We start from the raw sequence: 13,233 nt of genomic DNA on the forward strand, positions 1-13,233 counted from the left end.
GCGGCCTCAGGATTGGTAGCCGTCGATGAATCCGGTGAGCCCCGATGGCGCGTGCGGTCCGATCGCGATCTGTTCGACGACACCGATCCCGGTGCGCTCACCCATGGTGGCCTTGACGACGTTCTGCAGGTGAATCGAGGAAAAGTCGGTCGGGTCGAAGTCATCGAGATTTATGGATTCCCGGCCGATCTCGAATTGCCCGTGATTGGTGCCGTGTCCCCAGTGCGGATGCCAGTAGCCGATCCCGCGCATCCGGAAGGTGTAGAGCTTCTCGACCTCGATATGGGTCTCACCTTCGACGGGATCGGTGAACCACAGATGGGCCCGTCGGATCTCCCGCCGTCCCGGCTCCCACTCGAGTTCGTACCCGATATCGTAGCACTCGCGCACACCCACAAGGCTGCACGGGGAAGCGCCCGTCGGTATCGGATCCAGAATCTGTGCCGTCTCCAACCACCGGCGGCCGTCCTCGCGTTCGTGGAAGGCGTAGTGCGTGAAGCGGTCTCCGAAATGCAATGGTGCCCAGAGCCAGAACACCTGGAACGGCATCGGTTGACGGAGGACCGGTACCTGCTCACCGATGGGTCGAACGCCCCAGGATCGGTCCCGGGTCCCGGGTACCGCACCGGCCACGACCGTTAGATCCTCGCCGTCCACACAGACCGTCCCATCCCAGGACCCCCACTGGGTGAGCCGGGTGTGATCGGTCAGCACGATGCCCTCACCGGTACGCCGCTGTTGGCGGGGCTCCTCGATGGCGACGGTGGTCGCGCGAAAGGTCAGATCGCAGGCGATGCCGTGCTCGTTGGAATCGACGATGTACCGGATGGTGCGCAGTGGTTCGACGACCTCGATATGGAACGGGCCGATGGTCGCTGACCGATCCAGCGGCATGGCCCCCGAGGCGAAGATCGAATGTTCCACCCCGTCTTTCACCAGACTGAAGGCGGCGTCGATGACCCCGCGAACGGGGTAGTGGCCCATCGCCGCACCGAAGTAGAACTCGCCGTCACGCTGGTGACCGTTGAACCAGTAGCGGTCGTAGTGGTTGGGGTCGGCACTGGCCGGTGTCGCGACCGGATCTCCCGACGAGTGGATGGGGTAGTCGTCGAACGGCGTCAGCATCGCGTCAGCTCCTCGTCACCTGCCTAGCGGCTGTCACGCTCCGCCGGGCTCGTTGATCTTCACCAGCATCTTGCCGATGTTGGCCCCGTTGAACAGGCCGTTGAGGGCTTCGATGCTGGACTCCAGCCCCTCGTACACGGTTTCGCGATGCACCAGCAGGCCCTGCTGCTCCCAACCCTGCAGCGCGGCGAACGCCTCGTCGAAACGCGCCCACTCTTCCAGTGCGATGAAGCCCTGCATCGTCGAGGCTGTGGCGAGCAGGTTCACGTAATTGGACGGCCCGGGGTGCCCGCCGTTGAGATAGCTGGAAATGATGCCGCACATCACCACGCGCGCCTTGTGCGCGAGGTTGGCCAGCACTGCATTGAGGACGTCGCCGCCGACGTTGTCGAAATAGACGTTGATCCCGTTGGGGCACGCTTCTTTGAGCGCGGCGGTCAGGTCGCCGGCCTTGTAGTCGACGCAGGCATCGAAACCGAAATCCTCGACCGCGACATGGCACTTGTCCGGGCCACCGGCAATACCGACCACCCGAGCGCCGGCGATCTTGGCGATCTGGCCGGCCACCGACCCGGTGGCACCGGCGGCCGCCGATACGACGACGGTCTCGCCGGCTTGCGGATTGCCGACGCCCTTCATCCCGAAGTAGGCCGTCGCGCCCGTCGGTCCGTAGATCGACATCACGGCCAGTGGATCGGTGTAGCCGACCACCGGCGTGCTGAACAGGTCGTCGCGGATGATCGCGTAGTCCTGCAATCCGGTCAGGGTGGTCACAAGATCGCCTACTTTGTAAGCATCACAACGTGATTCGACAACCTCGCCGATGCCGGCGACGCGGACGACCTCGCCCAGCTCGAGGGGCGGAAGGTAGCCGGGCTCGCCGTCCAGCCACGTGCGTGCGGCAGCGTCGATACCGACATACGTCGTCCGCAGCAGCGCCTCGCCCTCGGCGGGTACCGGCGCCGGCGTGGTCACCATCTCCGTGTCGTCGGGGGAGACCAGCCCATCAGGGCGGCGGCGCAACAGGACCTGACGGTTCTGGCGGTGCGCGGCGTCAGTCATGTGGCTGCTCATTTCTGTGACAGATCGAGATGGTCATCCGAATTTTCATATTGATTCTTAGAACTCATATCGATTACCGTCAAGCCCCAGATTGAAAGTGTCTCGCCAGGCGGGAGGACACCGATGAGCCTGCGGGAGAAACGACCGGGATGCCATGACCTCCAATGACTTAACGCCACGTCGCGGTCGGCCGCCCCGCATCGACCAGAGTGCGATCGTTGCGGCGGTGCTCGAGATCGGCAGTGAGAACGTCACCATGCGCCGGCTTGCCGAGCATCTCGGAATCAGCCTTCCCGGGCTCTATCACCACGTGAAGAACCAGGACGATCTGCTGCGTCTCGCTGCCGAGAGCGCGCTGGTCATGTCGCCGCCGCCGCGGTACGCCGGCGAGCACTGGGCGACCTGGATGCGCAGCTATGCGTCCTACATCCGGACAGTGCTGGCGTCGGAGCCGGCGCTGGTGGAGAAGTTCGTCACGGGTGGGGTGCGCGACGAAATGGAGATGGAGTGCAACGGCGATGCGGTCGAGGCGCTCGCGGGGCACGGCCTGGTGCCCGATGACGCGATGGCAGTGTGGGCTGCGGTGAGCGCGATGGCGATCGGCAGTGTCACCGAGGCACATCGCGAACACCTGCATGCCGAAAACGGACAGCCGTGGCGGGCCCGGATCTTCAAATTCATCGCCAAACGTCCCGCTTCGGACTATCCGACGTTGCGCGCCGTCGCCCAGTTCGGTTACGACCCGTTCAGCGAAGCCACATTTCAACAGCGAATGACGATGCTGCTCACCGGCATAGCGGTGCAATACGGGCTTCCGCCAGAACCGACGGACTAGCTGCCGGGCATCCGGCGGACCAGCCCGTCGTCGAGCATCTGCTGGAAATGATCGGTGACAGTCTGGGCGGCGGGCCGGTAGGCCAGCCCCAGCTCGTTGCGGCTGCGACTGTTGTCGAACACCAATGGATATCCCACGTTGCGCTCGACGAACTCTCGTGTGAGCCCGGCAGCCGGGGCGATGGCCTTCACGAGCACCTTGGGCGCGGTCATCCTGGGGAACGGGTAGAACGGACCGAACCGGCGGCGCAGGACCTTGCCTATTTCCAAAAGCGTCAGAGAATCGGCATTGACGATGTAACGGCCATGCGCCTCGGGGGTGTACCCGGCCCGCAGGTGGGCATCGGCGACGTCCCGCACGTCCACCACGCCCATGGTCAGCGCGGGTGCTCCGGCCAGCAGGCTGCCGTCGGTGAACTGCTTCATCGTGCTCAGGCTGGCCGAGTCGCTGGCACTGGTCAGGGCAGGGCCGAGCACCAGGCCCGGGTGGATGGTGACCATGTCCCAGCGTTCCTGCGCCTTCTGATACCGCCAGGCCTCCTGCTCCGCCACCGTCTTGGAGTAAGAGTACGGCTGGTGGTCGACAGTGCTGGTGGTGTTCCAGTGCTCGTCGGTGAAGACGCCGCTCGGCACGTCCCGTGACTCACAGGTGTCCCCGTAGATCGCGACCACGCTACTGGTGAGGACCACGCGTTTGACGCTCTCGGTGCGGTTGACCGAGTCCAGCACGTTGCGGGTGCCCTCCAGCGCGGGGCGGATCAACGCTTCCTGCGCATCCTTGAAGCCCGAAAGCAGGAATGGCGAGGCGGTATGCATGACAAGCTCGCAACCCTCCATCGCCTCGTCGAAGCTGCCGGGCTCGAGGAGGTCTGCCTTGAACAGTGTCAGCCGGCCGGGATGGTCGGCCGACAGCTTGTGTAGATGCTCCAACCCTGAGGGCTTCTGCGGGTTGCGCACCGTGCCGTGCACGGTGTGCCCGGCTTCGAGTAGGTAGCGGACGATCCAGCTGCCGATGTAGCCGCTGGCGCCTGTCACGAGTACCGGAGCGTCCGGGTCGATCGGTGTACGGGATGTGCTCATGCGGGTTCCTCTCGTACGGGTCAGCCTCGAGGATATGGCTGACGGGACGGCCTGTGTGCGGGACAGTTATCGGTATGAGTAGCCAGAAGGTACCTAAACCCAGCGACCTCAAATCGGCCGCTCAGGCGGCTGTCGAGACGGCCCAGTCCGCAGTGGGAGCCGCACAGGCGGTGGCGAGCGGCGCGATGCGTATTCCGCCGGCGTCGGCTCAACTCGCCGCTCAATTGCCCGATTTGCTGGAGAATCTTGCTGTCGCGACCGAACGGCTCAACACCACGATCGATCGGACCGAGCGGTATATGGCCATGGCGGACCCGATGTTCCGCACGCTGGACCGCCTCTTGCCGCAACTCGAATCGTTGATCAGCACGGGCAACGACGTCTTCCGGATGTTGACCAACCTCCCGGGCGTCTCCACCCTGAACCGGATTACCGGCCGCGGTCAAAACGACCGAGGCTGACTGCGGTAGGGCATCGTCGGTCTAGGTGATGCCGAGGACGGCAGCGGTGAAGCGCCAGAGCGTCTGAGTAGCCTCGTCGGCGTTTGGTGTCGGGGTGACTCGGAGCTGTTGTGCGATGCCGTGGCGCAGGCCGCCGATGACGTAAGCGCCCGCGCTGTCGGAATCCAGGTCCATTGGAAGTTCACCGAGTTGCTGGCCGTGGCGGATGTTGGCGGCGGCGTTGTCGATGAGGTCATGAATGTAGGCGGCCTCGAGCTCGGTGAGTTGCGGGTCGCTCGCGGTGCGGTTGAGCAGGATTGGCGCCAGTGGGTCGGCGAGGTGATAGGCGACGAAACGGTGGGTCCGATCGCGTTCACGCGTAGCCCAGTCGCCGCTGGGCAAGTGGGCGTCGGCGATGGCGTGCCGGAGCCCGTCGTAGAAGCCGTCATAGATGGCCGCCAGCAGACCACTCTTCGATCCGAAGTGGTGGTAGAGCGCGCCGGTGCTGAGCCCGGCGCGTCGGGTCAACCCGCTCAGTTCGATGGCACCGTTTCCGTGTACGAGTTCATCGCGGGCCGCGTCGAGTAGTTGTTGACGTCCGACCGGGGCCCGTGCCATAGTCCAAACCATAACAGAAATCAGTTATGTTTCGGGTAGGGGCAGCAATGAGCACTGAAGTGACCTCGTTGACCGAATTGGCCGGTGACCTGGCGGGTACGTATCGGCGGACCTGCAGCAGTGGTGAACAGGTCGACCCGGAGGTAGCCGAGGCAGATTTGGCCGCGATGCTTCGCGACGGGTATGTGATCCTGCCTGATCTGCTCGATGCGGCCGAGCTCGACGCGATCCGGGCGGCGGTAGGGCCGCTGTTGGATCGGCGGGGCCGCAACGGATTCGAAGGACACACCACCCAGCGGGTGTACAGCGTGTTCAACAAGACCCGGAGCTGCGACCGGATCGCCGATCATCCGCGCGTGCTGGCGCTGCTGGATCGGCTGTTCATGCCCAACTATCTGCTGTCGATGTTGCAGGTGATCAACATCCTGCCGGGGGAGCATGCGCAGCTGTTGCATACCGACGATGGCTTCTACCCGCTGCCCAGGCCGCGAAAAGCGTTGGGCGCAGCCACGATCTGGGCGATCGATGATTTCACCGCCGACAACGGTGCCACCGACATCGTGGCCGGCAGCCACCTGTGGGGCGATCGGCTGCCCGAGCCCGCCGAACGCGAACCGGTGGTCATGAGCGCCGGGTCGTGCGTGTTCTTTCCCGGCACCTTGTGGCACGGCGGAGGCGCCAACCGAACCGCCAACGCACGCCTGGCCGTTACGGCGCAGTACTGCGAGCCGTGGCTGCGACCGCAGGAGGCGTTCACCTTGTCGATGACCCGCGACACGGTGCGGGCGGTGTCCGAGGACATCCGTCGCATGCTCGGCTACAGCATCCACCCGCCGTTCATCGGCCAGGTGGACGGCATGCACCCGAAGCGGTTACTCGAACCGGGAGCCCAGCCCGTCGGAACGTAACCGTGTGCGAAGGCGGGTGTCTGGACCGAACCCGAGCCCAATCTGGGCAAGACGCACTATGTCAGCATCGCTAGCAGTGATCATCGATGACATGACGAATCAGCATGTGTTCGGGGTCTACCGGGGCCTCGTCACTGACATTGTCGATCCGGAACTGGCGGGGCGAGTAGCGGTGATCCTGCCCGCCGACGCGGGCGGTCAGACGCTGTGGGCGCCAGTCGCACAGCCCGTCACGTGCGTCGCGCAGGAGGTGCCGGCCGTGGGCACAGAGGTTCTCGTCGCCTTCGAGGCGGGCGACCCCACCCGGCCGTACGTGGTAGGCGCGTTGTGGCGAGATCCACCGACCCCTGCCGTACGGTCGCTGACGTTGCGCAGCGGACATCAGGTGGTGATCGACAACCCCGCGCAGGAAGTGCGACTGCTGCATCCCAACGGAACCGAGATTGTCCTCGAATCCGATGGCAGCCTGACGATTACCGCTCCGGTGGTCAACTTTCATGCACCGACGGCCAATTTCAGCGGCACCGTCACGTGCACAACGATGGTCGCGTCCAGCGGCGTGATATCGCCGTCCTATACGCCCGGCGTCGGCAACATCATGTGACCGCGCCGGATACGAACCCAAGTCAGGCAATGGATGGCCAGTGGGTGCGCGAGATTCCCATTCTCATTTCCTGTCCGGAAGTGAGGCGTTCGGGGCAGCAACTCTTCGACTAGTCGACGTCACGTCTAGTGTGGCGTGCCCTGATCGCAGTGAGACGCGGGGCTGCACAGGAGATATCGAAGGTCCCCGGGGCTTCACAGCAGCGTTGACCAGTATTCCCAGAATCGCACCATGATCAACAGCACCGCTGAGGTGAACCAGAGCGCCACGATCGACCAGCGCCACTGATAAATCGTTCGAGCGACCGCATTCCGGCGCGGCGGTTGTAGCGCGATCGAGCCAACCACCACCAGCAGCGGGATGGTGACCGCCCACACCACGATGCAGTACGGACACAGTGCGCCGATGCGGTACAGGCTCTCAAAGATCAACCAGTGCACGAACGCCGAACCCAGGAGCGTTCCTGCTGCCAAACCCGTCCAGTACCAGCGGGGCAACCGAATGCCGCCGACAGCCAGCACGCCGGTGACCAGGGTGATGGTGAAGGCGACCATCCCGATCAGCGAATTGGCGAAACCGAGCACCGAGGCCTGCCAGGTGACCATCACGGAACCACACGAGATCACCGGGTTGATGCTGCACGAGGGCACGTAGGACGGGTCGATCAGCAGCTCGATCTTCTCGACGGTCAGTGCCGTCGCCGCTGCCAGGCCGAGGATTCCGGCGATCAGCACATAGACCGCACTGGCCTTGCCGACGGGTAGTTCGGGGGATTCCTCGGTCTCTGCCACCTCGGCCTCAGCTGTGTCCTTACTCATGGATCGGTCGGCGCGGCTCATCCATCAGTCCCACAAATCCACAAAGGCGGCGGACGATTCGGTCTGATGCGCATGCAAAACCCTTCTGAAGCCTGTTGATGCAGGCCGAGACGAATTTACCCTCGGCCAAGTGCCGCAGCTACGGCCAAAAGTCCTCAAGTATCGGGCTCGTGGGGAGCGAATTGTCTTGGCACCGTCGCGTTACGCGGATTCAATGGCCGGCCGAAAGCGTCAATGCGACCAGCAGACAGCAGAACGTCCCCAAAAGCAGTGACGGTGCTCAGGTTGTGGGAGCGGTTTCACCGGTCTGCGAATCACCTTCTTACCGAGGTGATTTGAATGGGTTTCTCCTGATGCAGCGACTAGCGCGAGCCTGACAACACTCGAAGTGCCCATGGCTGGCATTCGCTCTCGCGCGGTCGCAACAACTTTTGGACTCGACACCAGGTCAACCTTCCGGTCGTGGCGGATTGCCCGTAACGCCTTGGCGGCCAGGGCAATAGTCGGCAACTATCCCACACCGGCGGGGCAGTTGGGGTTTTGCGAGGGGTGAGGGACTTTGGTCCCGCGCGAATAGTTCACCAGCCCGAGATGTTTGGGAGTACTGCTGAACACCTGCCGAAAGTCCTTGCGAAGTAGGCCAAAAGACCCTTGACGCACGTCTGCACACACGCTGAGACTGGCATTGTCACTCAGTAGCACCGCTTGGAGCGAGCGAGTATGAGAACCGCAAGCGGGATGAAGGGGCAGGGATACACCGGCGCTCCCATAAGTGGTAAGGAGCTCACGATGGCGACCAGCCCGAATGGGCATGAGAGCCCGGCACAACTGGGCTTGTGCAACCAGTGTGGGTCATCAATGGCTGAGACGAAGGAACCCGGCGGCGTTCGGTCGCATCAGCTTTCTGGCCGAAATATGTTGATTCTAAGTCTTATAGGAGTTCTCGCCGTTGCGCTCGTGATGACAGTCCCGGCATGGGTGCACCAACGCGGGGAGCGGAACTCGATCCAGAGTGCGTCAGTGGACGCGGCGATCCGAATGTGGTGGATCGACGGTCGCACCGATTTCATCGCATTTCGGACGGCCCTGGATGACTCGCAGGAGGCGTTGCAGCAGGGGGATGTTGAGGCATTGAAACCGGCATGCGAAAACATGCACGACATGGCCGCCGTTGACCTTGCCGCCCGCATGCCGACGCCTGATGCGCGGCTGACCGCCGAACTGACCGCCGAACTGACTGCCGCGACGGATGACGCACATGACGCTGCGCATATCTGCCTGTCGACAATTGGCGGTGCCATGATCAGCTATCGGGCCGAGTTCGATACCGACATGAACCAGGCCTACAGGCACATGGCTGCCGCCAGGGAGATCATCGACCGAATCGTCAGTGATACCCGATATGCGTAACCGGAACATCGGCCAGTGCCACTTCGAGTTTGGATCGCTGCTGCCAGAACCATGATCCACCACTCATCGGCTGCGGGAACCACGCCAAGTGGACACCGCGTGTCATTTGACCGTCAGCGTAGCTTGCGACGGGGGTGAGACAGGGACAAGACAGCTAGCTCCGAACGACGATCACCGGCGCCTGGGCCGACTGGGCCACTGCGGAGCTGACCGATCCAAGAAGCATTCCGGCGAAGCCGCCCCGGCCGTGACTGCCCACGATGACGAGTTGCGCGTGGCGTGATTCATCGATAAGCGATCTGGCCGGCTGGTCACGTACGACCCGCTGATACACCCGTACTTCGGGGTACCGCTCACACCAAGCTGCCAGCTGCTTGTCCAGAATTTCAAGTCCCTCGGCCTCGCACTGACGCCAGTCAAGGCCGAGTCCCTGAAACGCACCGACGTCCGACCATGCGTACAAGGCCACGATATCGACACCGCGACGAGAGGCCTCGTCGAACGCCAGCGCGACTGCCTTCTCGGAGGCGGGAGATCCGTCGATGCCCAGCAGGATCGGAGACGTATGGCTGGCGGCCTCAGTGTCCAATGCGTGGATCACCGCGACCGGGCAACGTGCATGATGGACCAGTCCGCTGCTCACCGAACCGAGGATCGCTCGTCCTACCGCGTTCATCCCTCGAGTTCCCACGACAACAAGCTCTGATTGGTTGGTCGCTTCGACAATCTCGCCGACAACGCTGCCAAACAGCACCTGTGACTGCACGGTAGGAGTCGCAGAGTTGCCGATGTCGGTGCGGAGTGTCTCCTCGGCCTGCTTGAGGACTTGCTCGGCGTTGTCCTTCTGCCACTGGGTGATGTTTCCGTCCAAGCGAGGCGTCGGCCAGCCGACCGCGTCCGGCGTGACAACGTGAACCAACGTCACAGACGCCGAACGCAAGACGGCTTCGCGCGCCGCCCATCTGATGGCTGCATCCGACCCGGCTGAGGCGTCAACTGCAACGAAAAGCCTTGCCGTGTCTGTGCTGTCGATCATCGTGCGCCCCTAAATTGAGCTGCGGCTCGCTGATTAGCCCTGACCTTGACACTAAGTCGCCTCGGCCGATGTTCATTAGGGCCAAAGGTCCTCTTCTCGGACCGATGTGGTGCCTGCCATAGGGGTACCGGCGTCGAGGTGAGGACATTGTTCACCGACCAGGCCTGGCGCTCCTTGGCCCTGCACTGGCAGGCCACCATCCGGATCAGGTCCGCGGCTGCTCCAGGGAGTAGAGACACTCGGTAGCCAGCACATGCCGCCCGTCATCGAGCTTGATGACGGTCACGAATGGATCTTCGACGTCGAATCGCACGATTTCCCCGCCGAAAGTAACCCAGCGTGACCGCTCACTGCTGACCCTCCGCGTCAAGCGGACACCGAGACGACTTGGCGCTCGACTACTCGAACGTGCGGATCGGCAGATCAATGAGCCCGGGACTACCACTGGGTTTCGGGGTACTGGAGCGCTCCTGGGGCGCCGGCTGGATGTTGCCCCACTGCAACCGAACCTGCGTGCCAGCTGGTGCGGACTCAACCGCTGCACGGTCGGCAAGCGCGCGCATGAGGTGGATCCCACGACCGCGGGCCGGATCCTGCTCAGTAGCGGGATCTCTTATACGCCAACGCCCTTCGTCGGCGACTGTGACGGTGAGAGTCTCCGGCTCCTTATAATCGGCCCGTAGATGCATCACCCCGTGTTGGGCTCTGGTGATGTATGCGAACTCAGCAGCGTTGGCCAAGGCTTCGTGGACCGCAAGCACGATGTCGCTGGACTTGTGCGGAGCCAACGTGAAACTCCTGTGCAGCCAATCCGAGAACTCAAAGCGTAGTTGTGCAACGTGCGTCAGTGTCGCGGGGACGCCGAGCCTACGAAACCGTGCGGACCCAACGGCGCCCGCGGTGTCTATCCGTCCGCTCACCCCGGTCAATTTGCTTGCTCCGCCAGGGCGGCTAACGCCTCACCAAGCGTGGCATACACGTCAACAATGTTGGTGATGCCAACGAGTGCGAGCGGGCGACCGGTGGCCGGCCCGCTTGCGACAACAGCGAACCGAGCAGCCGGGGTGAGGGCGTTATGTGCGGACACAAGCAGCCCCATCGCGGCTGATGCGAGAAAATCCACTGCGCTCAGATCCACGACCACGGCTTTGGGTGTGTTGGTCGCGAGCCAGGTCATCGCGGCTTCCAGCTGGTGAAGTGTCAGCGCGTCGAGAGTTCCCGCTACTGCGATCAAGCAGATATGACCTCGGCGTTGCTCTGTGATTGTGCAGTTGGACGTTGGCCGACTGCCGTTGGTTGCCGGGTCTGGCCTACTCGTCATCTCCTGACCTTCCCTGGGTTCCGGTCTACCTGGTCTGCACCGTCGCGGCTTGGCAACCGTCGGTCGCGCAGCCCTGTTGTGTTTACGTCGATGAGGTCCCTCGGCAATAGAGGCAAAAGTCCCATACTCGGCTCTGCCATCGTTGTGGGACACTCGCGCGCATCGAGTTTTCACGGCAGCGTTCAGTCCGCTTTCAGGAGACGGGATTACAGCTCCACAAGGGGCCAATACGCCGCAAGTGTCCAGGTGGTCCCGATTTCGCCGTGGAGCCGATCCGGGTCTGTGCCAGTTCACAATTCGTATACTGACGCTAGGGCCGAAAGCCCCGTATAGGGGTCAGGGATTTCATGCCGCCGACAGGCAGACAAAGGTCATTCGCCACTAGCTTGCACAGATCCCATGCTGTTTAGCTCGGACGTCGTACCGACGGCGCCGCCCGCAGTCGAATCAGCCGCCGGCAGACAAGAGACGCCCGTCGTATCGATTGAGGCCGTGTGGTGGAACGAATCGGCCCACCACACGGCCCACTCAAAGAGGAGTTCACCCCATGCTGTGCTTCGTTGCGAAAGTCGGTGCTGCCGACTCCATCCATACCCGAAACCGCTACTGCCGTGTAGTCGAGCGATGAGACCGATGAAGTGTTCCGTCGACGGGTGCGACGACCATCACATCGTCGAAGGCCGCTGCCATCACTGTGACCGGCCGCCGAAGGCGAGGGGCCTTTGTGTATCGCACTACAACAAGTCGCACTACATCTGCAGTCAGCGCACGCTGCCGACTTACCACGTTCTCACTCCCGACGAGGTCCGCGAAATCCGCCGCTTGTCAGCATCGGGAATGAGTCAGCACGAGTTGGCCGCCAGATTCGGTGTAACACAAGCCAGCGTATCCAAAGTTGTTCGCCGACAGACGTGGCGCTACGTGGACTGACGAGGAGGAAGAACGGGGCAAGGGCGATCGCCACCGGCGCAAGATTGCACCGGGCACAACGAGTTGCCGAAAGTCCCTCTGCGGCAGGACCAGTCCGGCTTCCCGTAACCCTGCTGCGACCCTCCTCGCTGGACTGGGAAGCACGACGCGGCGCTCAGCTGGACTGCGCCTTGGGTGATCGAACTGCGGACGTAGCGCGCCTGCCCTTGATGCACGCCCACGTGAGCAAAGTGACTCGCCACGTCCGCAGCAACAGCCACGCTAGGCGCAATGGGTTGCCCCGTCCTAGGGTCTCTTGACCCTACTTGGGTGGACTCAGCAGTATCGCTACCTAACCAGCCCTCCCGGGCAGGGACCTTCGACCGGCGGCCGATCGCTGAACGACTCTACGTTGCTGCGTATTTGGGAATCCGAAGTAAGCCAACCGCGCCGCTCCGCATCGCCGACGCATGGATTCCTCGGGGCAGAAAAGACGTTCCTGCATGCACAGATTGAGTAGCTGGAATCTAGGGTCTTGTGGCCCTTTCGGTGTACCACCGCACCAAGCCAAACTGGGGTCTCCCGAGATCGAGAGGCCCACCTGATGGCTCAATACCGCGCACCGATGTGGGTGTGGTTGCTGCTGGTCGTGGCGCTGCTCATCATCTTCGGGCGGTGCAGCGATAGTGACCATGAGCTGTCGGGCCACGGAGAAATTGTGGCGTCGAGGTCGACAGGCGCTGCCCCGTAACGAGCCGGCAAGCGTGGGACGTATTAGGACGCGGGTTGGAGCGTGAGGTCTGGCGCGCCGCGCAGTGAACGCAGGCGGCAGGCAGGCTGGGGAAATCAGTCGACTCGCCGCAGCGCGTCGGGTGTGAGATCGGCGCGCGTCGGGTACCCGTCGACGCCCATGATCAGATCAGCCTCGGCGAGCAACGACCGCAGCACGTGCACGATGCCCTCCGCCCCGCCCAGCGCCAGCCCGTACGCATACGGACGGCCCACCCCAACCGCGGTGGCACCCAGCGCAAGAGCCTTGACGATGTCAGCCCCGTTGCGGATACCCGA

At 63.2% G+C, this 13,233-nt stretch carries 15 protein-coding genes; 6 read left to right on the top strand and 9 right to left on the bottom strand.

From position 1 onward, the window contains the following. Window positions 1-6: 6 nt before the first annotated feature. A complete protein-coding gene (locus AB0I14_RS08920; protein ID WP_358018912.1) occupies window positions 7-1,125 on the bottom strand; it encodes a hypothetical protein in 1,119 nt (372 codons plus the stop codon). Window positions 1,126-1,158: 33 nt separating this feature from the next. Continuing rightward, window positions 1,159-2,187 carry an NADP-dependent oxidoreductase gene (locus tag AB0I14_RS08925; RefSeq protein WP_358018915.1) on the bottom strand — a complete coding sequence of 343 codons (1,029 nt, stop codon included), beginning with the start codon at window positions 2,185-2,187 and terminating at the stop codon, window positions 1,159-1,161. Window positions 2,188-2,341: 154 nt separating this feature from the next. Between AB0I14_RS08925 and AB0I14_RS08930 the strand changes: the two genes are divergently transcribed. Beyond that, a complete protein-coding gene (locus AB0I14_RS08930; RefSeq protein WP_358018918.1) occupies window positions 2,342-3,022 on the top strand; it encodes a TetR/AcrR family transcriptional regulator C-terminal domain-containing protein in 681 nt (226 codons plus the stop codon). Here the strand turns inward: AB0I14_RS08930 and AB0I14_RS08935 are convergent. Next, a complete protein-coding gene (locus AB0I14_RS08935) occupies window positions 3,019-4,101 on the bottom strand; it encodes an aldehyde reductase (protein WP_358018921.1) in 1,083 nt (360 codons plus the stop codon). The two genes, AB0I14_RS08930 and AB0I14_RS08935, sit on opposite strands and share 4 nt — an antisense overlap. 74 nt (window positions 4,102-4,175) lie before the next feature. On the opposite strand from AB0I14_RS08935, the gene AB0I14_RS08940 reads away from it, so the two are divergent. Further along, the gene (locus tag AB0I14_RS08940; protein ID WP_358018924.1) at window positions 4,176-4,562 is read left to right on the top strand and encodes a hypothetical protein; all 387 of its coding nucleotides are present in this window, start codon (window positions 4,176-4,178) and stop codon (window positions 4,560-4,562) included. 21 nt (window positions 4,563-4,583) lie between these two features. Here AB0I14_RS08940 and AB0I14_RS08945 read toward each other — a convergent pair whose 3' ends face one another. After that, entirely contained in the window at window positions 4,584-5,159 is a 576-nt protein-coding gene (locus AB0I14_RS08945; protein ID WP_358018926.1) for a TetR/AcrR family transcriptional regulator, read from the bottom strand. A 47-nt stretch (window positions 5,160-5,206) separates the two neighbouring features. Between AB0I14_RS08945 and AB0I14_RS08950 the strand changes: the two genes are divergently transcribed. Together AB0I14_RS08950 and AB0I14_RS08955 are read left to right on the top strand one after the other, a co-directional pair. Further along, window positions 5,207-6,067 (top strand): phytanoyl-CoA dioxygenase family protein, encoded by an 861-nt coding sequence (locus tag AB0I14_RS08950; protein WP_358018929.1) that lies wholly within the window; start codon window positions 5,207-5,209, stop codon window positions 6,065-6,067. A gap of 91 nt (window positions 6,068-6,158) precedes the next feature. Next, window positions 6,159-6,671, top strand: a complete 513-nt coding sequence (locus AB0I14_RS08955; RefSeq protein ID WP_358018932.1) for a phage baseplate assembly protein V — start codon at window positions 6,159-6,161, stop codon at window positions 6,669-6,671. A 194-nt stretch (window positions 6,672-6,865) separates the two neighbouring features. On the opposite strand, the gene AB0I14_RS08960 is transcribed toward AB0I14_RS08955, so the two are convergent. Beyond that, on the bottom strand, window positions 6,866-7,489 hold the full coding sequence (locus AB0I14_RS08960) for a vitamin K epoxide reductase family protein (protein ID WP_358018935.1): 624 nt from the start codon (window positions 7,487-7,489) through the stop codon (window positions 6,866-6,868). Between the two features lie 1,020 nt (window positions 7,490-8,509). On the opposite strand from AB0I14_RS08960, the gene AB0I14_RS08965 reads away from it, so the two are divergent. Further along, window positions 8,510-8,899, top strand: a complete 390-nt coding sequence (locus AB0I14_RS08965; protein WP_358018938.1) for a hypothetical protein — start codon at window positions 8,510-8,512, stop codon at window positions 8,897-8,899. Between the two features lie 154 nt (window positions 8,900-9,053). Here AB0I14_RS08965 and AB0I14_RS08970 read toward each other — a convergent pair whose 3' ends face one another. The 3 genes from AB0I14_RS08970 to AB0I14_RS08980 all read right to left on the bottom strand — a co-directional run bounded on the left by AB0I14_RS08970 (window position 9,054) and on the right by AB0I14_RS08980 (window position 11,256). Next, window positions 9,054-9,935 carry a universal stress protein gene (locus tag AB0I14_RS08970; RefSeq protein WP_358018941.1) on the bottom strand — a complete coding sequence of 294 codons (882 nt, stop codon included), beginning with the start codon at window positions 9,933-9,935 and terminating at the stop codon, window positions 9,054-9,056. Between the two features lie 398 nt (window positions 9,936-10,333). Next, window positions 10,334-10,855 (bottom strand): ATP-binding protein, encoded by a 522-nt coding sequence (locus AB0I14_RS08975; RefSeq protein ID WP_358019109.1) that lies wholly within the window; start codon window positions 10,853-10,855, stop codon window positions 10,334-10,336. A gap of 5 nt (window positions 10,856-10,860) precedes the next feature. After that, window positions 10,861-11,256: an STAS domain-containing protein gene (locus tag AB0I14_RS08980; RefSeq protein WP_358018944.1), complete on the bottom strand. Its 396-nt coding sequence runs from the start codon at window positions 11,254-11,256 to the stop codon at window positions 10,861-10,863. Window positions 11,257-11,889: 633 nt separating this feature from the next. On the opposite strand from AB0I14_RS08980, the gene AB0I14_RS08985 reads away from it, so the two are divergent. Beyond that, the gene (locus AB0I14_RS08985; RefSeq protein ID WP_358018947.1) at window positions 11,890-12,186 is read left to right on the top strand and encodes a helix-turn-helix domain-containing protein; all 297 of its coding nucleotides are present in this window, start codon (window positions 11,890-11,892) and stop codon (window positions 12,184-12,186) included. Window positions 12,187-13,011: 825 nt separating this feature from the next. Here the strand turns inward: AB0I14_RS08985 and AB0I14_RS08990 are convergent. After that, window positions 13,012-13,233: alpha-hydroxy-acid oxidizing protein (locus AB0I14_RS08990; RefSeq protein WP_358016832.1), on the bottom strand; the 222-nt coding region annotated here is incomplete at its 5' end.

Source organism: Mycobacterium sp. NPDC050441 (genome assembly GCF_040655355.1).
Taxonomy (GTDB): Bacteria; Actinomycetota; Actinomycetes; order Mycobacteriales; family Mycobacteriaceae; genus Mycobacterium.